Here is a 22,384-nt window from a genome sequence, read left to right as displayed (position 1 = left end):
TTGGCAGCAATAGCCGGCTTTTGAATGTTGGGCCCATGGCGTCCTCCTATTTGGGGAGTTCTTTGGGATTGATCACCAAAACTGGGCAATCGGCAGGGGTTTTTTATAAACTTTTAATCGAAGGTTCAGGCCTGCAGAAATCGTCTGATGTACGGATCGCCAAATTTTTTTCTTCTATTATATATAGGTTATATTTCAGACTTACTTTGAATGTTAATTTGTACGCGATGGATGGACACTTGCGGAAGGAGATGATGATGTCCGTAAGTCATCCATGCCAGCATCCGGCCATCTATGACAGTGCAAATTTATCCAGGGCAGGGTTTGGCTATAAGCTGGACCTTAGCCCAATATGTTGATCTGCAAGCAGGGGATGAGAGTTCCGATCAGGAACAAGCCGCCCAAGTAAAGGAGACCCGATTTCTATGTCAAACAAGCCGAAACGAACGGCGCATATCATCTCCCATACTCACTGGGACCGGGAATGGTATTTGCCCTATGAAAAACATCATGTCCGTCTCATCCGTCTGATGGACGTGCTGATGGATACGTTGGAGAACGATACGGAGTACAAGAGCTTTTACCTGGACGGGCAAACGATCATTCTGGAGGATTACCTTCAGGTGCGTCCCGAGCAGAAGGAACGGCTTGAAAAATACATCCGTGAAGGCCGCATTTTCATCGGCCCGTGGTATATTCTGCAGGATGCGTTCCTGACCAGCGGCGAGGCCAACATCCGCAACATGCAAATCGGCCATAAGGACGCCCGCCGTTACGGGCAAATTTCCAAGGTGGGATATTTCCCCGACACCTTTGGCATTGTCGGCCAGGCGCCGCAGCTGATGCGCCAATCCGGCATCGATAACGCCTTGTTCGGCCGCGGCGTCAAGCCGACCGGCTTTAACAATACCGTTGCCGACTCCGAATATGAGTCTTCCTTCTCGGAGCTCATCTGGGAAGGTCCGGACGGCTCGAAGGTGCTCGGCATTCTGTTTGCCAACTGGTACAGCAACGGCAACGAAATTCCGGCCGATCCCGAAGAGGCGAAGGCGTTCTGGGACCGGAAGCTGGCTGACGCGGAGAAGTACGCGTCGACGCCGGAGCTTCTCTTCATGAACGGCTGCGACCACCAGCCGATCCAGACCGATTTGGCTGAGGCGCTGGAGACTGCGCGCAAGCTGTATCCGGACACGGAGTTCGTCCACTCGAACTTCCCGCAGTATTTGGAATCGGTCAAAGGCCATCAAGAGAACGAGCTGTCCGTCGTTCGCGGCGAGCTTCGGAGCCAGCGGACCGACGGATGGGGGACGCTTGTGAACACGGCGTCTGCCCGCGTATATCTAAAGCAGATGAACCAGCATGGCCAGGCGCTGCTGGAAAAGGTAGCCGAGCCTCTGGCGGCATATGCCCACCTGACCGGTCAGGCCTACCCGCATCATCTGTTTACGTATGCATGGAAAACGCTGATGCAGAACCATCCGCATGACAGCATCTGCGGCTGCAGCGTCGATGAGGTTCACCGCGAGATGGTAACCCGCTTTGCGAAGAGCCGCGACGTGGCGGAATCGATCATTGATGACAGCAAGCGGGCGGTGGCCGATGCGGTGGATACGTCATCCTTCGCGCAGTATGGCGAAGATGCGCTCCCGTTCGTGGTGTTTAACACTACTGGGTGGGAGCGGACCGGCACTGTATCCGTCGAGTTGGACGTACAGCGGATTTACTTCCGCGACGGCATCCCGCTGGACGAAATCAGCCGCCGGATTCAGGCGCTCGAGCTTGGTGAGCGTGTGGTGCTGGACCCGAGCGGAAAGCCGGTGCCTTTTACGCTCGAGGATCTGGGCCAGCGCTTCGGCTACGATCTGCCGGATGACCGGTTCCGTCAGCCGTATATGGCGCGTGCCGTGCGAATTACGCTGCAGGCGGACGCCGTTCCGGCGCACGGACTTCGGGCGTACGCACTCGTGTCCGGCCAGGCAGCGGCGCAGCACTCGGACAATGCTTCAGCATCGCTGATCACCGGGAGCAACGTGATGGAAAATAGCATCCTGCGGGTAGTGGCCCAGCCGAACGGAAGCCTTACGGTAACCGACAAGCGAAACGGACGCGAATACCGTGACCTGCTCGTTTATGAGGATACCGGGGACATCGGTAACGAATACATGTACAAGCAGCCGGAAGGTGAAGCTCCGCTGACGACGCGCGATCTGCAAGCATCCATCCAGGTTGTGGAAGATACGCCTTACCGCGCTACCCTCGAAATCGTTCATGACTGGGAGGTACCGGCATCGGCGGATGAGCTTCTTCAGAAGGAGCAGATCGAAGTGGTCTACTATCCGGAGCGCAAAGCTCAACGGGTGAAAGAAACCGTGCCAATGAAGATCCGTACCCTGGTTCGTCTGGAGAAGGACGGCAAGGGCGTTAAAGTGGAGGCCTCGTTTAACAACCAGGCCAAGGATCACCGTGTCCGCGTATTGTTCCCGACTGACATTGAAGCCAGCCGGCACCGCGTGGACTCCATGTTTGAAATCGTGACACGGGATAATCAGCCCGCGATCGAATGGCAGAATCCGAGCAATGCCCAGCATCAGCAGGCTTTTGTCGATGTGAGCGGTGAGACAGCCGGCCTGGCGGTAGCCAACCTCGGCTTGAACGAGTATGAAGTGCTGCGGGACGGCCGGAATACCATCGCGGTCACGCTGCTGCGTTCGGTCGGAGAGTTGGGCGACTGGGGCTGGTTCCCGACGCCGGAGGCTCAATGCCTTGGCGAACATGCCGTTCAGCTTGAAATCATTCCGCATGACGGCCGCGGGGAGGAGTCCGGAGCTTACGCGGAAGCCTACCAATTCCAAATTCCGTGGACAAGCGTGCAAACCGGAATCCATACCGGCGAGCTGCCTGCGGTACATGCTCCTTTTGCCTGGAGCGGTGAGGGAGTCGCCTTCTCGGCGTGGACCGTTAACGAGGATTCCGGAGATCATATGCTTCGCTGGTACAACATGAAACAGCAGCCTGCCAGCCTTCGGTTGGAATGGCCTCAATCGGTGAGCCGTGCATATAAAACGACCATTCTGGAAGAGACGGAAGGCGCTTCGGTAGAACAGCTGTCTGAGTCTTTTGAGCTGGAAGCGGGACCTTGCGAAATCGTAACGATAGGTATTGAGCGCTAGTATGTTTAACTGTGTGGAATAATTTGGTCATCATAGATTTATTCAAAAACTGATTTATAATAGGGGTGTGAGGGGGCTTTTCCCCCTCCGGCAACCCCGGCTCCTTGACAATTTAAATATTGTAATTCCCATCTATTTACCAGAATTACCCGCTATTTTTATAATTGACAGATGATTTATGTTCCAGTAAATTTGAACGTAATCAATTGTTGATTTGCAAGAGATGACGCGGAAGATTCCTATGCTGTTAGTCTGTGGCTGCCATAATTTGCAAGAAACCTCGCTATTATGTCACAGAACCTAACATGCATTTTTATGTATTCTCAATGTAAGCGGTTTATACTTTGAACATTTTGAAAACATGGATATTCCAGACGTCAAACCTTCCTGTTTTTAACATTTAAATTTGGTGAAAACGGATCGCCTCTTTCATCAAAATCCCATTGATACAGCTAATATTCAGCCATTTTAAAAAATATATTAAAACCGCCTAAAAAAAATATTGACGTGATATTAATTTACACGTATTATTTACATTAAATTTATTAGGAAGTTTTAACCATTTCATATATAGTCCTTTTTGCTGATTCAAATTGACCGATGGTCATTTAAAGCATTAATGCTTTATTGCGCTATAATGCACTGCGCGTCCACGTCGCGGAATCAACCGTCCTTTATCGCTGCACGATCCCGCATCGGTCCTGCCTTACTTCTGGATATATTATTTTTTAATATATTGCTTTACCTTGCTACCGTCGTCTTGTTGCAATATGAAAGGTCTACAAGAGGGGGAATTGTTTCAACGTCATTCGGGGGTCAGTTACGGTAACCGAAGTAGGTGTAAAGTCCCTAATGGTTTTCGCGGCCAGATTCGCTTAAGACCATTGGAGAGGTCTTGGGTTGTTCTCGTATCTTATGCGGGACGCCATTATTTTTCAAATCATAAAGGGGAGGAAAATGGTACATGACAAGCAAGAAAAAATGGCTCTCATTACTCGTTTCATTATCGGTAGTCAGCACGCTGTTCGTAGGATGCGGCAGCAAGGATGATGCAAGCAGCACACCTAAAGACGAGGGGAACAAAGAATCGTCTACGAATACGGGCACGGAGGGAACGAAAGAGGCGACCGGTCCGGTGGACGGCGGTACGCTGACTTACGGAAGCTTCTCCGACATCGTTAGCGTAAACCCACTGTTCGTTCAAGATACAGCTTCTGGTGATGCTGCGGAGTTCATGTATGCCAAGCTGTATGACATTAACCGTACAGGTGAAGTCGTAGCCGAGCCTTGGTCTATTGCCGCTGAGCCGATGACGATTTCCGAAGACGGACTTACGTATACCATCAAGCTGAAAGATTCGGCGAAATGGAGCGACGGCGAAGCGATTACGGCCGACGACGTCGTCTTTACATTCAATTCGATTAAGGACCCTAAAGTCGGATCCCCTGGAATGTCCGGATTTGACAAGGTAACGAAAATCGAGAAAGTGGATGACCTTACCGTTAAAATTACGCTGAAACAAGTCTACGCTCCATTCCAATATGTTTTGTCTACCCAAATCGTTCCGGAGCACATCCTGAAGGACATTAAGCCTGAAGAGCTGCAAAAGAACGTATACGGAACCGATCCGGCCAAAACGGTATCCAGCGGTCCTTGGGTATGGAAAGAGTGGAAGCAGAAGCAGTACCTTTCCTTCGAAAGAAACCCGAACTACTGGGGTCCTAAACCTCATATCGACAAGATCGTATATAAAATCTATGCCGACCAAAACACAGAAGTTCAAGCCCTTATCAAAGGCGACGTTGACCTTCTGGGCGGTATCCCGGTAACCCAAGTCGACGCCGTGAAGAGCAGAGACGGCTTGACCGTTATCCAGGAGCCAGGTCCGCAATACGAGTACCTCGGATTCAACTTCAACCCGGACAACTTCAAGGACAAATTCGTTCCTTGGGCTGGACAAAAAACAAGACAAGCGATTGCTTACGCGCTTAACCGTCAAGGCATGATCGACAACGTTCTGAAAGGCACAGGCAAGCTGATGAACGCTCCGTTCCTGCCAGGTTCCTGGGCAGATCCGGGCGATGCGGCCGTCAACTATGCCTTTGATCCGGAAAAAGCGAAGCAGCTGCTGGCTGAAGACGGATGGACTGCAGGCAGCGACGGCATCCTGACGAAAGACGGACACCGTTTCTCCTTCGAACTTCAATACAACTCGGGTAACAGCCGCCGTGAGCAAGTGGCGAGCGTAATCCAGCAAAACCTGAAGGATGTAGGTATCGAAGTTGTTCCTAAAGCGCTCGACTTCGCTGCATGGGTTGACCAAAACCTGACTCCAGGTAAATACCCGGCAATCCTGATGGGCTGGTCCCTGAACAACCCTGATCCGGACGGAGAAACGACGTTCAGCTCGAAATACTTCCCGCCGGCTGGTCAGAACCAAGGTTTCTATAAGAACGAAAAACTCGACAAGCTGTGGGAAGAAGGAACGGCTGTCGTAGACCAAGAGAAGCGTAAAGAGATTTACAAACAAATCGGTCAAGAGATTTCGACGGACCTTCCATACGTGTTCATGTACCAATACGGTACGCCAACCGCGTATAACAGCAGCAAGGTGAAATTTGCGGAAGAGGATGCTCCTGAATCCTCCCTGGCTTACGGATACTTCTTCCACCTGATCAACTGGTGGGTAGACGCAAAATAATAGACAACATAGGAAGTAACAACGGTGCTAGAGGGGGAGGAAACTTCCCCTCCACCCTTTTTTGTGTTTAAAAAAGGATGATGGTTAGGCGTCCGTGTCCGTATCATCTCTAGGAGGATCAACAATGACTGAATACTTCATCCGCCGCTTACTGCAATCCATTCTTGTACTCTTTCTGATCTCTTTGGTTGCATTCGGCCTTATTCACGCTGCGCCAGGCGGTCCAACACAGATGATGATGGCCCCTGGAGTATCACCCGAAACCGCAAAGATCCAAGCCCATAACCTGGGTCTGGATAAGCCGGTTCCTACCCAGTATGTTATTTGGTTGACGAACATGTTGAAAGGCGACTTGGGTCACACGTTCAAAAACAACCTGCCGGTTGGCGAAGTGTTGTGGCCAACAGTTGGCAACACGATCAAACTGATGGCGTTCGCCTGGTTTATCTCACTGCTCATCGCCATTCCATGGGGGATTTATAACAGTACGAAAGTGTACGGCATTTCCGATCAGACGGCTAACTTTGTCAGTTACATTGGCTTTGCAATGCCTGCGTTCTGGTTCGGGATCATCCTCCAGGAATTGTTTTCCTTAAAACTAGACTGGCTCCCGCTATCCGACATGTACGACATGGATAAGCAAGGGAATTTCGGCAACCTGCTGTATCACTTGATTCTGCCTTGCTCCGTCTTGGTGCTTGGTTTCTTGGCCTCATACTCCAAATACGCGCGTTCCAGTATGCTTGAAGTGCTGGAGCAGGACTACATCCGTACGGCCCGTGCGAAGGGTGTTCCTGAGCGCAAAGTTATTTTCCGGCATGCGCTGCGTAATGCCCTGATTCCGATCATTACGATCATCGGCCTCGACCTGCCGATTCTGGTCGGCGGAGCGACCCTGACGGAAAGCGTATTTAACTGGCCGGGCATGGGACGCTTGTTCGTCGAAATGGCCCGTTCGCGTGAGTATTCCGTGTTAATGGCGATTACGCTCATTACGGCTGTGGTCGTCGTTGCCGGTAACTTTATCGCTGATATTCTGTATAAGATCGTCGACCCACGCGTGAAACTTGGAAGTAAAGGAGGCAAATCGGCATGAGTGACATGAACATCGAGACAGCTCCTAATGTTCAGGCATCTGAGCATCCGGAACCAGCCAGCGCGCCACTTCCCCCTTCCAAGAAGCCTCCGGGCCCGTGGATGACGGTCGTGAAGAAATTCCTTCGTAATCCTTATGCCGTAACCGGGCTTATTGTATTGCTCTTTTTTGTCGTGATATCGGTACTGGCAAACGTTATTTCGCCTTACGACCCTGCTAAAATCGATCTGATGAATTCCAACTTGAAGCCAGGCACTGGCGATCACCTTCTGGGCACAGACGAACTAGGGCGCGATATTTTCTCAAGATTGCTGCACAGCGGTCAGATTTCCCTGACGGTCGGATTTTCCGTCGCGGCCATTTCCGTCATCATCGGTACATTGGTCGGCGCGATTTCCGGCTTCTTCGGCGGCTGGATCGATACGATCTTCATGCGTCTGATTGACGTCATGAACTCGATACCGACGCTGTTCCTGAACATTCTGGTCATGGCGATTTTCGGAACGAAAATCCAATATATGATCATGATTTTGGCCTTTACAAGCTGGATGGGCGTGGCCCGTCTCGTTCGCGGTACGTACCTGCAGCTTCGTGAAATGCAGTACGTTGAAGCTGCCCGTGCTATCGGGGTTTCCAGAACAGGTATTATTTTCAGGCATTTGCTTCGTAACGCAAGCTTTCCGATTATCGTAAACGCCACCCTGATGGTAGGGGGCGCGATTCTTTCCGAGTCCGGATTGTCCTACCTGGGTCTGGGTATCCAGGCACCGGCCACAAGCTGGGGACTTATGCTGAGCAACTCGCAGGAGTTTATGCTGATTGACCCGTTGCAGGCCATTTATCCAGGGGTTTGTATCCTGGCGGTCGTGCTTGCCGTCAACTTCATCGGCGACGGTATCCGCGATGCGATGGACCCTAGACAGAAGAAGAAGATTTCCCGGAGGAGGCTGGACAAATGGCGGAAAAACTACTCGAAATCCGGAATCTGACCACGGCATTTATGTCCGAGAATGGTTTCGTCAAAGCGACGGACCGGATCTCACTCAATATCGAAAAAGGACAGACGCTCTGCCTCGTCGGCGAGTCCGGCAGCGGAAAAAGTGTTACCTCTTTATCCATCATGCGTCTGATAGATTATGCAGGGGGCAGTATACTGGAAGGTAACATCCGGTTTAATGGCGACGACCTTGCAACTAAAGAGCAGGATCAGATGAGATCGATCCGCGGCAACAAGATCGCGATGATTTTCCAGGACCCGATGTCTGCGCTTAATCCCGTCTTTACCGTGGGCGAGCAGATCGCGGAGAGCCTGCGTCTGCATCAGAACAAGAGCCACAGCGAAGCCTGGAAAGAAGCGATCGAGCTGCTTCGTCTGGTAGGTATACCGGCTCCGGAAATGCGAGCCAAGCAGTACCCGCACGAGTTGTCCGGCGGTATGTGTCAGCGCGTCGTCATCGCGGTGGCACTGGCCTGCAAGCCCGAGCTCTTGATTGCGGATGAACCGACAACCGCATTGGACGTGACGGTACAGGCACAGATTCTGGACCTTCTGATGAAACTGAAAGAAGAACTCGGTATGGCGATTCTGCTGATTACACACGATATGGGTGTGGCTGCCGAGGTAGCTGACCATATTGCCGTTATGTATGCGGGCTCGATCGTCGAGCAGGGTACGGTTGAAGAGATTTTCTCGAACCCCTCCCACCCATACACGGTTGGTCTGCTGCAGTCCATTCCGGGATTTGAAGGCAAACGCGGCAACGAATTGTACACGATCAAGGGTACCATCCCTGGTCTGGGCAACCTGCCGAAAGGATGCCGCTTTAACCCGCGCTGCCCGCATGTGATGGATAAATGCCGTCAGGTGGAGCCGGGCGATATTCAGATCGGCGAAGAACACAGCACGAAGTGCTGGTTGTACGAAGACAAGGATCGTAACGGAGTCTCGGTAAGCGGTGGAATAGGGGGAAATGCCAATGGCTAAGAACTTGATCGAAGTAGAGCACGTGAAGAAGTATTTCCCTATCCATAAAGGACTGCTGAACCGTGTTGTGGGCAATGTCAAAGCGGTCGACGACGTGTCCATTACGATCCGCGAAGGCGAAACTTTCGGACTCGTCGGCGAGTCCGGATGCGGCAAGTCTACGCTGGGCCGGGTCATTTTACGGCTGCAGAACGCTACTGCTGGTGCCGTTAAATTTAACGGGCGCGATATTCATTCCATGGGCTCCAAGGAATTGAACAAAATGCGCGAGGAAATGCAAATTATTTTCCAGGATCCGTTCGGTTCCCTGAACCCTCGTTTCCTGGTCAAGGATATTATCGGCGAACCGCTGAAGGTCCATACGAAGATGTCTTCTTCGGAGATCGAAAAGCGCGTCATTGAGCTGATGGAGCTGGTCGGTCTGGACGCTTCGCGCCGGAACCGTTATCCGCATGAATTTTCCGGCGGTCAGCGCCAGCGGATCGGGATCGCCCGCGCCATCGCCCTGAATCCGAAATTCATCGTGGCCGACGAAGCGGTATCGGCGCTTGACGTGTCGGTCCAGTCGCAGGTCATCAACCTGCTGATGAAGCTGCAGCGCGAAATGGGCCTGACGTTCCTGTTCATCGCCCACGGCCTCAACGTCGTCCGTCATATCTCCGACCGCGTCGGCGTCATGTACCTCGGTAAAATGGTTGAGGTCGGCGAAACGGAAACGCTGTACGCCAACCCGCTTCATCCTTACACCGCGGCGCTTCTGTCCGCGATTCCGAAGCCGACACCAACGAAGAAACGCAACCGGATCGTCCTTCAGGGCGATGTGCCGTCTCCGGCCAATCCACCGTCCGGCTGCCGTTTCCATCCACGCTGCCCGTTTGCTCAGGAGAAATGCAGCCAAGTGGAACCGGCCCTGACGGAAGTGCTTCCTGGGCGCCAGGTGGCCTGCCACTTCCCGATCGGCGTGGAAGGCGGTTCGGACCTGAACAGCCTGAAGTAATATTATATTCTGCGATTAGAGTTATATGCTGCGTATACAGGAAGGATTGGGGTCCTTCTGAGCGTTCCATATACAGCCCTGCCTGCGGTGTTCAGCCGAGGCGGGGCTTTTTTTGAGGAATGAAAACGGCTCAGAAATATCCTCATTCCGGTAACACTGTTACCTTTTTAAGGTTTTCTTTTGTTTCGTTTGCGTTTACAATGTAAATGTCGTTTGGCTGTGACTTTATACCCAAATGGCAGCGGGCAAGCTTGTGCGTCAAGCCTTCGCCCCTCGTGTAAATATAGAAGGGAGGGATGGAAGTACAGGCGCGACCTGGCTATAATTCATTTTTTATTCTAAATTTAAAGAAGGAATCCCTTAATGAAAAAGAGAACAAAAACATATATAACGTTAACTGTGATTTTGCTGCTTCTGGCCGGAGGGGCTTATCTCTTCCGCAAGCAGCTCGCAGTCATGGCCTTTGACCTGTTCCTGTCCAAGCAAGTGGAAAGCTCGCTGCAGAAATCGTATCAGCCGTTGACGTCCCAGGACAACGTGCCAAGCAAGCCGGTGGAGAAGATTGCGTACCAAAGCAAGCCGTTCTCGGTGCTGCTGCTCGGATCCGACCAGCGTGACAACGAACCGTCGCGTTCGGATACGATCATTTATTCGGTCGTACGTCCAAAGGATTCCAAGGTGCTGCTCATTTCGATTCCGCGGGACACGTATACAGAGATTGTCGGCAAAGGTAAAAAAGATAAAATTACCCATGCGTATGCCTTTGGAGGTCAGCAGATGTCCAAGGATACCGTTGAGGCGTTCCTGGACCACGATATCAATTATTATGCCACCATCAATTTCAAAGGTCTGAAGGACGCGGTTGACGCGCTGGGCGGCGTGGAGCTGCCGATCGGCAAAGATATTGTCAACAAAGGCAAGGACCACGAGAAATTTACGGTCAAAGCCAATAAACCTATTTACAGCGGTGAAGAAGCGCTCAACTATGTGCGCTACCGGGAGGACAGCGATTTTAACCGGACGAAGCGCCAGCAGGTCTTTTTGGACGCGGTGGCCAACCGGATGCTGAACCTGAATCAAATTTCCAAAATTCCGGAGCTGCTCGAAATTATGGGTGACAATTTCAAAACCGATATGCAGCCCAATTTCATTATCAATTTAGCGAAACAAGTGCTCGCCGGTGATAAGGCTGAGATGACCGCCTATACCATCATGGGTGAGGGCATGAAGATTGACGGCGTTTATTATGATGAGCCGATCAAGAAGGATGTGCAGAACGCCAAGAAGCTGATCGACAGCTGGGAGAATCCGGACACCCCTTCGGATCAGCTGTTGACGCCGGACATGTTGGATAAGAAGGAAGAAACGACTGTTGCAAAGTAACAAAAACGTCTATCGACGAACATTCTAAGAAGCCAGACCGCATTTAGCGGAAGTTTTTATTGCGATATAAGGATGCTGAGTCTCCGAAGATTAAGCTCTCTTATATCTAAAACAAAAACGTTTATCGACGAATGTTCTAAGAAGCCAGACCGCGTTTAGCGGAAGTTTTTATTGCGATATAAGGATGTTGAGTCCACGAAGATTAAGCTTTTTTATATCAAAACAAAGCGTGCCTATTGGCTCGCATATAGAAAAAACCAAACCGCAACAAGCATAAGTGTGCATTTGCGGGATCAGAAATGCGGGGCATGATCGGCAGCCACAGGTTCGGCTGCTGATTTTGTGTCCCTACTGAGACATTGGGCGGTTTGAAACGTATGGAGTTAGGGGAACCTTGAAAAAGGGTAAGAGGAGGATCAATTTTCATGAATATAGCGTTTTTTCTGCTCCCTAAACAGGAAGTGGTCAGTGTTACCATGGACTCCACGCTGCGGCAAACGCTGGAACGGATGGAGTATCACAGGTACACGGCCGTACCGATCGTCGGGAAGAACGGGGAATATGCAGGAACGGTCACGGAAGGCGATCTGCTCTGGTATATGAAGAACTCCGGCGGAAAGGTGACGTTCGAGAATACGTCCAAATTTCTGCTGAAGGAAGTTCCGCTCAAAGTGCATAATAAGCCGGTGTCCATCGACGCCAATATGGAAGATCTGATTAATTTGGCGAAAGTACAGAACTTCGTGCCGGTGGTGGATGATATGAACCGGTTTATCGGCATCGTGCGCAGAAGCCAGATTATCGAATATTGTGAGAAGTTCGTCTCCAGAGAATCCACAGCTTCGGAGGAGACCAAGGCATCCATAGAGACCCGCTAATCCGCTGGTTTGAGGAAGCTGGGCAAAGATTTTGAATAAGCAATGGCAAAAGACCTGCTTGGATTGGGATGTACGGGATGGCAGGTCTTTTTTGCCTTATCATTTATTCATTTACCCGTTTGTAGGCAGGAACATAGGCAGAGGTTAATAACGCCACTTTGCTGGAAGTTTGCCGCCGTTTTAGGCCAGGGGGGCTTTTCGTGAGAGGCTATTATTTATGCTATAATGGAGAATAAAGCTTTTTCATCAGAAAGAGGCGTATTTGCTGATATTGGGCCGCCGAAGAGAAACCGAATAGGCATCGGAGGATAAAGCCCCACATCGTGGGGTTATTTAAGGGAGTGTGACCTAGAGGCATGCCAAAGGATTTGGATGTAGCCAAACGCGCTAAAGTTATTGAATGGCTGAAAACCGAAGTCGTAGACCACGTATCCCGTCTTTTCAAAGCCTTGTGGGAAGGCAGCACCACCCGAGTGGGCGACAGTCTCGCCAGCTTGATTATGAGCTCTTACATACTGGCCCGCAGGCTCGGCATGTCCTATCGGGACATGGATGATCTGCTGCTCGACAAATTGAAGAAGCATAAACAGGAAGGTCACCAGCTTGAAGATTGGTACCAGGATATTTCCGCGCTGGAAGAACATATGCGTAAGAGGTGAACACATTGAAAATGCGCTGGACGTCGGTAGTCTGGAGTGTCGTCTATTTGCTCCTGCTGCTATCTTTACTATCTCCCTTCTCGATTGTGACCGTCTTTTTTCTCATCCTGCCGGCCGCAATCCTATTCACAACACTTAACGTCAAATCGTTCATACTGCATGTGCTCCCGGTTTGGCTGATTGCCTACCTTGTACATCCGGTGTATTTGCTGCTCGCCGTTTATTTTATGATTCCTGCCCTGATTATGGGGCGGGCCTACAAGAGAAGGGTGCCGGCTATACGCACATTGATGCTGGGTGCAGGTACCATTCTGGCGGAACTGCTGCTCCTGCTATTGGTCGGAACGGCGTTCTTCCACTTTGATCTGTCCAGCTACGTCCATGACATTGTCAAAATGACGATGTCTCCGCTGCGTGATGTGGGCGGAAGCAACCCGCTGATTTCGGATATGGCCTGGTCCCCCGAGGAGATGCAGATGGTAAGCGACGCCACGGTGCAAATGATTCCTTTTGCCATGATAGTCAGTTCCTTTATGATGGCGGTGATCACGCACGCGCTTGCTCGTCCGATCATGGACAGCATGGGCTTCTCTGTCCCAAGGCTGAAGCCGGCCCGCGAGTGGATGCTGCCGAGATCCCTGATCTGGTATTATCTGATTGGTGTCATTATTGAAATTTTCGCAAGCGGATCAAAGAACAGCTTTCTCGACATGATTGCCGCGAACTTGCTGCCGCTTCTGCATATTTGCTTTATGATTCAAGCGTTTGGCTTCTTCTTCTTTTTGGGGCACAAGCGGAAATGGCATCCCGTCATCCCGCTGCTGTTCGCGATTCCCATTCTGCTGTTCCCGCCGATGCGGATTATCGGCATTCTGGATCTTGCATTTCCGCTTCGTCAATTTATGACCAAATCAAAACGTTAGGGTGGGTGTCATGCCTAAATTTCTACAGAAACGCTGGCACGGCTATTATACCGTCTGGGCGTTTGCGCTGATGCTGGTTCTGGTCATTATTGTGACCCGGTATAACTGGGCGCTGGGAATCGTCAGCCTCTGCCTTGTCGTCGCGCTCTGCTATGCGGTGCTGAAGAAGGAAATGGACTTCCGCAAAAAACTGCTTGAATATATCAACGGCCTCTCCTTCCGGGTGAAACGGGTGGAAGGGGAAGCCATCAATACGCTGCCCTTTGGGATCGTGCTGTACAGCGAGGACCGCGTGGTTGAATGGAATAATCGGTTCGTCTGTACCATGTTCGGTCAAAAATCGCTTGTGGGCGCTAGCCTATCCGAGCTGTTTCCCGATCTGATGCCGCTGCTTGCCGAGAAAAGGGACGGCGGCCGGGAAGCGCATAAGGACGGGCCCAAGGAGATCGAGACGGAAATCCAGGTGGGCGAGCTGCACTATCATTTGATCCTGAATACCGATGAGCGGCTGATCTATCTGTACGACGTAACGGAGATGGTCGTGCTCCGGGAGAAATACGAGGCCGAGAAGCTGGCGATCGGCATTATTATGATGGATAACCTGGACGAGGCGGCCCAGGGCATGGATGACCAGCAGCGCACGTCGCTCATTGCGAAGGTGACCAGCGAAATCACGGAATGGGCGAAGCATTACGAAGTGTATCTGCGGCGCTTGTCGTCCGACCGGTATTTGATGATGCTGAACTACAGATCGCTCCAGGAGCTGGAGAAAAGCCGCTTTGTCATTCTTGACGAGGTCCGCGAAATGACCGCGGAGCTGAAGGTGCCGATGACGCTGAGCATCGGGCTGGGCTTTGGCCCAGACAGCATCAGCGAGCTGGGCGAGCTGGCGCAGTCGTCGCTCGACATGGCGCTCGGGCGCGGCGGCGACCAGGCGGCCGTCAAGGCCGGCCAGCGGCTGTCCTTCTACGGCGGCAAGTCCAACGCCGTCGAGAAGCGCACGCGGGTCCGGGCGCGCGTCATCGCGCACGCACTGCGCGACCTGATGCAGGAGAGCGACAAGGTGTTCATCATGGGGCACAAGATGCCGGATATGGACGTCATCGGTGCCTCCATCGGCGTGCTGAAGGCGGCGCAGATGTACAATGTGGAAGCGTACATCGTGCTCCCGGGCACGAACCCGTCTATTGAGCGGATGATGACCCAGGTCCAGAAGGACGAGAAGCTCGTCGAGCGCTTCATCTCGCCGGAGCAGGCGCTGCAGCTGATCAGCCCGCACAGCCTGCTGGTCGTGGTGGACACGCACAAGGCGTCCATGACGATCGAACCGAAGCTGGTTCATCACGCCAGCCGGGTCGTCGTGGTCGACCATCACCGCCGCGGCGAAGAATTCATCAACGACGCCGTGCTCGTGTACATGGAGCCGTACGCTTCATCCGCGTGCGAGCTGGTGACGGAGCTGCTGCAGTATATCCATGAGAAAATCCAGCTCACGCCGCTGGAAGCGACCATGCTGCTGGCCGGGATTACGGTGGATACGAAGCATTTTGCGCTGCATACCGGTTCCCGGACCTTTGAGGCGGCAGGCTTCCTCCGCCGGAGCGGAGCGGATACGATCCAGATCCAGCGGATGCTGAAGGAAGACCTGCAGGAATATCTGGCAAAGTCAGATATCATTAAGCGTGCTAAAATGGTATATGATCATATCGCTCTGGCCGTCACGGATCCGGGAACGGTCATCCCGCAGCTGCTCATTGCGCAGGTGGCGGATACGCTGCTGAACATGACGGATGTGGTGGCCTCCTTCGTGATCAGTGAACGTCCGGACGGGTTGATCGGGATCAGCGCCCGTTCCTTCGGGAAGATGAACGTGCAGGTCGTGATGGAGCGCCTCGGCGGCGGAGGCCATCTGACCAATGCTGCCGTGCAGCTGAAGGGTACCGTTAAGGAAGCGGAGGCCCAGCTGCTCGAAGTTCTTGCACAAATTGAGGAGAAAGAGGGGTTGTTCGAATGAAAGTCATTTTTATCAAGGATGTTAAGGGTCAAGGCAAAAAAGGGGACATTAAAGATATATCGGAAGGCTACGCAACGAATTTCCTTATTCCGCGCGGCCTCGCCCGTGTGGCAACCGAGGGTAACATGAAGACGCTGGAGAACCAGAACGCGGCCGAACAGAAGCGCAAAGAGCAGGAGAAAGAGGAAGCACAGGTTCTCGGCAAAAAATTGGAAGAGATGACCGTACAGCTTAAAGCGAAAGCCGGGGAAGGCGGACGGCTGTTCGGAGCAATCACGAGCAAGCAAATCGCGGATGCACTTTCGCAGCAAGGCATCAAGATCGACAAACGCAAGATCGAATTGGATGAGCCGATCCGGACATTGGGCGTGACGCAGATGACCGTGAAGCTTCATCCGGATGTCAAAGCTACGCTGAAGGTCCAGGTCACGGAGGAATAAGATGGGCGGAGAGCTCTTTTTCGACCGGATTCCCCCGCAAAATCTGGAGGCGGAGCAGGCGGTTCTAGGTGCGATTCTGCTGCAGAGCGAGGCTATGATCACCGCGATGGAGCGGGTTACGCCCGAGGATTTCTACGATGTGCCGCATCAGCTGATTTATGAGGCGATGATCCAGCTTGGAGAAGAGAACCAGCCGATTGATCTCATTACCTTAACCTCGCGTCTGCAGGACAAGGGACAGCTGGAAGAAATCGGAGGCGTCAGCTACCTGGCGAAGCTGGCACATGCGGTGCCGACAGCGGCCAATGTGGAGTATTACGCCCAGATCATCGAAGAGAAATCCATGCTGCGGCGGCTCATCCGCACAGCGACGCAGATCGTCAGCGAAGGCTATACCGGCGGCGAAGACGTATCCGGCATGCTGAGCGACGCCGAGCGGCGCATCCTGGAGATTTCCAACCGGCGCAGCGGCAGCGGCTTTGTCGCCATCCGCGACGTGCTGATGGAAGTGTTCGAGCGCGTTGAGGTGCTGCACCAGCAGAGCGGAAGCACCACCGGCATACCGACAGGCTTTGTCGATTTGGACCGGATGACGAACGGCTTCCAGCGTTCCGACCTGATTATCGTGGCTGCCCGTCCTTCCGTCGGCAAGACGGCGTTTGCCTTGAACATCGCCCAGAACGTGGCGGTGCGTGCGAAAGAAACGGTCGCGATCTTCAGTCTGGAGATGTCGGCGCCCCAGCTCGTCAACCGGATGATCTGTGCCGAAGCCAACCTGGATGCCAACCTGATGCGTACCGGCGATTTCAAGACCGATGAGGATTGGGCCAAGCTGACCATGGGGATCGCTTCCCTGGCGGAGGCCGAAATTTACATCGATGATACGCCAGGCATTACCGTTGCGGATATCCGCTCCAAGTGCCGCCGTCTGAAGAAGGAGAAGGGGCTCGGGATGATCGTAATCGACTACCTGCAGCTGATCCAGGGACGCGGCAAAGCCGGCGAGAACCGCCAGCAGGAAGTATCCGAAATTTCCCGTACACTGAAACAGATCGCGCGTGAGCTCAGCGTGCCAGTTATCGCGTTGTCCCAGCTTAGCCGGGGCGTAGAGCAGCGGCAGGACAAGCGTCCGATGATGAGTGACCTTCGTGAATCGGGTTCCATCGAGCAGGACGCCGATATCGTTGCGTTCCTATACCGCGACGACTACTATAACCAGGAGACAGAGAAGAAAAACATCATCGAGATCATTATCGCCAAGCAGCGTAACGGTCCGGTGGGCACCGTCGAACTGGTCTTCATGAAGAATTTCAATAAGTTCGTCAATTACGAGCGGACGCACACCGACGCATTCGCGATGTAGCGAAGCCGGCGATGTTGTTCGCGAGAACAGATAGATGGATCCAATCGATCTTATAAATGGTTATCCATATTTCTAAGAATGCTTGTCTTATTTCCGAACAATTGTACTTTAGTGAGTGCAATTGTTCGTTTTTTATTTGACTTTAAAAATGGGGACTGTTACACTGGTAATGCTGCTTTAGCACAGTCCAGCGCTCGTCTCATGGTAGGGGACACTGGAACGTGTGAGGGTTTTACATGCCCTTTGACGGTGGCAGCTTTAAAATGGTGCATAATCATACTTGCAGGTAAACATAATGAAATAAGCTTGTAATTAAAATGCGGTGGTACACACCAAGCGGGGGAATGAACATGTCAACAGTAGTCGTTGTGGGAACACAATGGGGAGACGAGGGCAAAGGCAAGATTACGGATTATCTTGCAGAAAGCGCCGATGTGGTGGCCCGGTATCAAGGCGGCAACAATGCCGGTCATACCATTCTGATTGACGGTAAAAAATATAAGCTCAGCCTGATTCCATCCGGCGTATTTTATTCCGATAAAATTTGCGTCATCGGCAACGGGATGGTCATCAACCCGGCGGCACTGCTCGAAGAGATCCAATACATTCACGACAACGGATTTACGACGGACAACCTGAGAATCAGCGATCGCGCGCATGTCATTATGCCGTATCACATGGTGCTGGACGGTCTGGAGGAAGACCGTAAGGGCCCGAACAAGATCGGCACGACCCGGAAAGGGATCGGCCCATGCTACATGGACAAGGCGGCACGCAACGGTATCCGGATCTCCGATCTGATGGATCCCGAAGAGTTCGAACTGAAGCTTCGCCATCTGATGAAAGAGAAGAACCAGGTCATCGAAATGTACGGCGGGGAGCCGCTAGACGTCGAGGAAGTGCTGAAGCAGTACCTGGACTATGCGGAGCAAATCCGGAAGTACGTTACCGATACCTCGGTCGTCCTGAACGACGCGATCGACGAAGACCGCAAGGTGCTGTTTGAGGGTGCGCAAGGGGTCATGCTGGATATCGACCAAGGCACGTACCCATATGTGACTTCGTCCAACCCGTCCGCGGGCGGCGTATGTATCGGATCGGGCGTAGGGCCGTCCAAAATCCAGCAGGTTATTGGCGTGGCCAAATCCTACACGACCCGTGTAGGCGACGGACCGTTCCCGACCGAGCTGAACAATGAGATCGGCGATTATATCCGGGAGAAAGGCCATGAGTACGGCACCGTCACCGGACGTGCGCGCCGCGTCGGCTGGTTTGACAGCGTCGTGGTCCGCCATGCCCGCCGTGTCAGCGGCCTGACAGGACTGTCGCTGAACTCCCTGGACGTGCTTACAGGTCTCGATACGGTTAAAATCTGCACCGGATACAAATACCGGGGGGAAATCATCACCCACTACCCGTCGAGCCTGAAAATGCTGGGCGAATGCGAAGCGGTGTACGAGGAAATGCCAGGCTGGCACGAAGATATTTCCGGCGCGAAGACGCTGGACGATCTGCCGGAAACGACACGTAACTACGTTAACCGCGTATCCGAGCTCACAGGCATTCCAATTGCTATCTTCTCGGTAGGACGCAACCGTAATCAGACCAATCAGGTGCTGCCGATCTATTAATAAGTCATCAGTTGTACAGTAGCCTGGGAAACAGGCGAATTGATACCGTTTTGATCGAAGAGGTCACCTTAACGCCAAGTGCGTTAAGGTGGCCTTTTTTGATGATGTAATAAAAGTATAAACCACGCGGAGTCAGCTTCCTTGTTGTGGAGTCTGCCTAAAGGTACCTGGAATAAGCATCGAAGCGTAAGCTCCACTTTGTTGGGGCTATTTTGCGTACCGCAGGATTGAATCTTCCGCTTCCCGTCAATACTGCTAGATATATAGATTGAATTTGAAAATTTACAGGAAGTTTCAGTTCATTCTATTGAACAGCGCCGTTTCATAGAGTTCGGCCGCCGTGACTCTGATAGAGTCGGGGCGGTGCAGAATGGGCGGCCTGGCCCGTAGCGATTATGCTCTAATAACAGTCAATCATACGTGTTGGCATGGATAGGTCGTCACAAAGAATAACGGCTGGAATGCCGGAAAACAGCCCGGATATGACGGGAAGGGCAAAGGAGGAGGTGCGCCATGAAGATTGCGCAATGGCTGCTCAAAACGGTGCTGACCGTGGTGCTGATCAGCGGCCTGACGGTACTTACGACAGGAGCTGTCGTGAATATGTATGTCCAATCGCTGCTGGCCAGCTTTAACATTCAGCTGGAGGGCCAGCCGACGGGCATTGGTGGCATGATGAAGGGAATGCTGGGATTGAACAACACCAAGGAAAAGGAGCCCGATAAAGAGGCGGCCAGCACGGCTCATGCGGCGGACGACAGCAAGTCAACGGTTGGAAGCACGAATACGGCAGAAACCGGAACAGGCAGCACGGAGGGAGCGGGAGAAACTGCCGGAACCGGGTCCCAGACCGGAACCAACACTGGTGAGGCGGGATCGGGGGGCAGTACGTCCGGTATGGAGACGGGGGGAAACGCAGACGGCGAGGGCACGGATGCGCCGGACGACGCGCTGCCCGTTATGGGGCAGGGCCTGAGCGAATCAGCCATGGGCGGCCAGTCCGCAGCCGATCAGCAGGTCGTCATCAGCCCGGACGAAATGATCCAGAAGAAAGATGAGCTGACTACAACGGAGAAGGAGCAGATTTTTAACATTTTGATGAAAAAGCTGCCGCAATCGGAAATGCAAAAAATTTCGGCCGCCATGGAGGACGGCCTGACCGAGCAAGAATTATCGACAATAGAAGACACGATCTCCAAGTATTTGACGAAGGAAGAATATGCCGCGCTTAGTAAACTGCTGGAGCAATAGGCAGCTGGAAACACTGGGCGATCAAACCCAACGGAGGAAGTTGTAACCTTTTAATGAATTAAAGCAACGCAATCCACTTATAGGTAAATAACATAAACCCGCGCCGGACGCGGGTTTTTTGCTGTGCGCCGAGAGTTGAATTGTTTGTAAACGTTGTGTTAAAGTATAGATTGTGTAAAAAGGTATCAAAATTTTAACTTTTTCGTCATTTTTGAAAAAGCATACAAAGCAAACAAGGAGAGAGTTATGAAGGGTTTTAAGGGTAACCGCTGGAAGGAGAATAATCAAGCTTCGACAAATTCCGCGCAACTCTCCGGAAAGCAGGATGAACATCAGCATATGGGCGCTGCGACGCCTGAAACCGAACCTCAAGGGCGGAAATGGAGCGCTCCACGGAAATGGATCGCGGGTACGGCCGGTGCGGTCATCGTGATCGCTGGACTTGTGTATGCAGGCAATCAGTACGTCAATGCCAATATGGTCCCGTATTATCATGTCCTTGTACATAATCAGGAAATCGGGACGGTCAAGGATCCCTCTCAAATCGATAAGCTGTTCAGCCAGAAACAGCAGGAATATCAAGATAAATATCCGGGTGTGGAGATGGTGCTTCAGACGGACGGCATCACGACGAAGGTCGAGAAGGCGTTTCAGGCCAAGCCCGATACGGATAACACGCTCAAGAAGCTGGACGGTATGCTTAAGGCATATGCCGAAGGTGTGGAACTGAAAGTAAACGGCAAGGTCGTCGGGATCGTGAAGGACCAGGCCACGGTGGATGCCGCGCTGGAACAGGCGCAGATGAAGTTCGCGCCGAAGGCTGCAGTCACTGCGGCCAGCGGGAAGGACAAGGCGGAAACGAAGCTGAAGAAGATGGCGGCTACAACCTCCTCTGCGAAAACCGCGTCGACGCCGGGAACTTCGGTCCAAAAGGTGTCTATTGAGGAGAAAGTGACGGTAGCGCCGGTCAAAGCCGACCCGAACAAAGTGCTGACCGCTGCGGAGGCAGCCAAGCTGCTGACGACCGGGCAGGAAGCGCCGCTGGTGTACACGGTGGAGGAAGGCGATACGATCAGCACGATCGCGAGCCAGTTCAAGATCAGCCAGAAGGAGATTTACAGCAACAATCCGGGTGTGAAGGAAAAGTACCTGCAGATCGGCGATCAGCTGAAGCTGACCGTACCGAAGCCGCCAATTACGGTGAAGACGGTCGAGAAGGTGACCGAACAGGTATCGACTGCGCCGGAAATCGAAATCCGCAAGAGCAAGGAACTGCCGGCCGGCAAGACCAAGGTCGTTCGGCCCGGACAGGAAGGCCTGAAGGTAATGACCTATCAGGTGACGAAGGAGAATGGAAAGGTCGTCAGTGAGCAGTGGCTCGGACAAACGGTCGTGAAGTCTTCGCTCAAAGAGGTCGTCCTGCAGGGAACGAAAGTTCCTGGCAGAGGTTCCGGACAGTTCGCCTGGCCGGTGAGCGGCCATGTCATATCCAGTTCCTACGGCACGCGCTGGGGCAAGATGCATAAGGGCATCGACATGGTATCCGGCAACCGGACGATCATGGCGGCTGACGACGGCACGGTAACCTTTACGGGCCAAATCAGCGGCTACGGCAACGCCATCATCATCAGTCACGGCAACGGCTATGAAACGCTGTACGGACATTTGAACAGCATCTCGGTTCACAGCGGTCAAAAAGTAAGCCAAGGCCAAAAAATCGGCATCATGGGCAGCACCGGACATTCGACCGGCACCCACCTGCATTTTGAGATCCACAAGAACGGTTCGATTCAGAACCCGATGAAATATTTGAACTGAGTTGGGCTGCGGTAAGGATTAGCATAAGATCATAACCGGATACAGCTATCATATATTTATATTCAAAGCATGGTCT

At 52.5% G+C, this 22,384-nt stretch carries 16 protein-coding genes; all 16 read left to right on the top strand.

Annotation, left to right across the window (positions count from 1 at the left end; genetic code table 11):
- Nucleotides 1-425 precede the first annotated feature (425 nt).
- The 16 genes from K2F33_RS06355 to K2F33_RS06280 all read left to right on the top strand — a co-directional run bounded on the left by K2F33_RS06355 (nucleotide 426) and on the right by K2F33_RS06280 (nucleotide 22,308).
- Entirely contained in the window at nucleotides 426-3,170 is a 2,745-nt protein-coding gene (locus K2F33_RS06355) for an alpha-mannosidase (RefSeq protein WP_263881277.1), read from the top strand.
- 964 nt (nucleotides 3,171-4,134) lie between these two features.
- Entirely contained in the window at nucleotides 4,135-5,871 is a 1,737-nt protein-coding gene (locus K2F33_RS06350; RefSeq protein ID WP_263881276.1) for a peptide-binding protein, read from the top strand.
- A 124-nt stretch (nucleotides 5,872-5,995) separates the two neighbouring features.
- Nucleotides 5,996-6,967, top strand: a complete 972-nt coding sequence (locus K2F33_RS06345; protein ID WP_076172462.1) for an ABC transporter permease — start codon at nucleotides 5,996-5,998, stop codon at nucleotides 6,965-6,967.
- Nucleotides 6,964-7,956: an ABC transporter permease gene (locus K2F33_RS06340; RefSeq protein WP_076172460.1), complete on the top strand. Its 993-nt coding sequence runs from the start codon at nucleotides 6,964-6,966 to the stop codon at nucleotides 7,954-7,956. The genes K2F33_RS06345 and K2F33_RS06340 overlap by 4 nt, the downstream gene beginning before the upstream one ends.
- On the top strand, nucleotides 7,923-8,951 hold the full coding sequence (locus tag K2F33_RS06335; RefSeq protein WP_076172458.1) for an ABC transporter ATP-binding protein: 1,029 nt from the start codon (nucleotides 7,923-7,925) through the stop codon (nucleotides 8,949-8,951). The genes K2F33_RS06340 and K2F33_RS06335 overlap by 34 nt, the downstream gene beginning before the upstream one ends.
- Nucleotides 8,944-9,948 (top strand): ABC transporter ATP-binding protein, encoded by a 1,005-nt coding sequence (locus K2F33_RS06330; RefSeq protein ID WP_089549489.1) that lies wholly within the window; start codon nucleotides 8,944-8,946, stop codon nucleotides 9,946-9,948. Before K2F33_RS06335 ends, K2F33_RS06330 begins: the two co-directional genes overlap by 8 nt.
- Nucleotides 9,949-10,311: 363 nt before the next feature.
- Complete coding sequence (locus K2F33_RS06325; RefSeq protein ID WP_076172453.1) at nucleotides 10,312-11,331, top strand: LCP family protein; 1,020 nt, start codon at nucleotides 10,312-10,314, stop codon at nucleotides 11,329-11,331.
- Nucleotides 11,332-11,756: 425 nt separating this feature from the next.
- The gene (locus K2F33_RS06320; RefSeq protein WP_076172451.1) at nucleotides 11,757-12,209 is read left to right on the top strand and encodes a CBS domain-containing protein; all 453 of its coding nucleotides are present in this window, start codon (nucleotides 11,757-11,759) and stop codon (nucleotides 12,207-12,209) included.
- Nucleotides 12,210-12,565: 356 nt separating this feature from the next.
- The gene (locus tag K2F33_RS06315) at nucleotides 12,566-12,868 is read left to right on the top strand and encodes a MazG-like family protein (RefSeq protein WP_076172449.1); all 303 of its coding nucleotides are present in this window, start codon (nucleotides 12,566-12,568) and stop codon (nucleotides 12,866-12,868) included.
- A gap of 11 nt (nucleotides 12,869-12,879) precedes the next feature.
- Nucleotides 12,880-13,791 carry a DUF2232 domain-containing protein gene (locus tag K2F33_RS06310; protein WP_234489821.1) on the top strand — a complete coding sequence of 304 codons (912 nt, stop codon included), beginning with the start codon at nucleotides 12,880-12,882 and terminating at the stop codon, nucleotides 13,789-13,791.
- A 10-nt stretch (nucleotides 13,792-13,801) separates the two neighbouring features.
- Complete coding sequence (locus K2F33_RS06305) at nucleotides 13,802-15,805, top strand: DHH family phosphoesterase (RefSeq protein ID WP_076172445.1); 2,004 nt, start codon at nucleotides 13,802-13,804, stop codon at nucleotides 15,803-15,805.
- Nucleotides 15,802-16,245 carry a 50S ribosomal protein L9 gene (gene rplI / locus K2F33_RS06300; RefSeq protein WP_076172443.1) on the top strand — a complete coding sequence of 148 codons (444 nt, stop codon included), beginning with the start codon at nucleotides 15,802-15,804 and terminating at the stop codon, nucleotides 16,243-16,245. The genes K2F33_RS06305 and rplI overlap by 4 nt, the downstream gene beginning before the upstream one ends.
- Nucleotide 16,246: 1 nt before the next feature.
- The gene (dnaB, locus tag K2F33_RS06295) at nucleotides 16,247-17,608 is read left to right on the top strand and encodes a replicative DNA helicase (protein ID WP_076172441.1); all 1,362 of its coding nucleotides are present in this window, start codon (nucleotides 16,247-16,249) and stop codon (nucleotides 17,606-17,608) included.
- 350 nt (nucleotides 17,609-17,958) lie between these two features.
- Nucleotides 17,959-19,239 carry an adenylosuccinate synthase gene (locus K2F33_RS06290; RefSeq protein WP_076172439.1) on the top strand — a complete coding sequence of 427 codons (1,281 nt, stop codon included), beginning with the start codon at nucleotides 17,959-17,961 and terminating at the stop codon, nucleotides 19,237-19,239.
- Nucleotides 19,240-19,752: 513 nt separating this feature from the next.
- On the top strand, nucleotides 19,753-20,490 hold the full coding sequence (locus K2F33_RS06285) for a hypothetical protein (RefSeq protein WP_263881275.1): 738 nt from the start codon (nucleotides 19,753-19,755) through the stop codon (nucleotides 20,488-20,490).
- A 246-nt stretch (nucleotides 20,491-20,736) separates the two neighbouring features.
- Nucleotides 20,737-22,308, top strand: a complete 1,572-nt coding sequence (locus tag K2F33_RS06280; RefSeq protein ID WP_263881274.1) for a peptidoglycan DD-metalloendopeptidase family protein — start codon at nucleotides 20,737-20,739, stop codon at nucleotides 22,306-22,308.
- Nucleotides 22,309-22,384 lie beyond the last annotated feature (76 nt).

The organism is Paenibacillus sp. PSB04 (genome assembly GCF_025809195.1).
GTDB classification, from domain to species: domain Bacteria; phylum Bacillota; class Bacilli; order Paenibacillales; family Paenibacillaceae; genus Paenibacillus_AQ; species Paenibacillus_AQ favisporus.
Note: the sequence above shows the minus strand (reverse complement) of the source record. Positions and strands in the feature narration are given on the sequence as shown.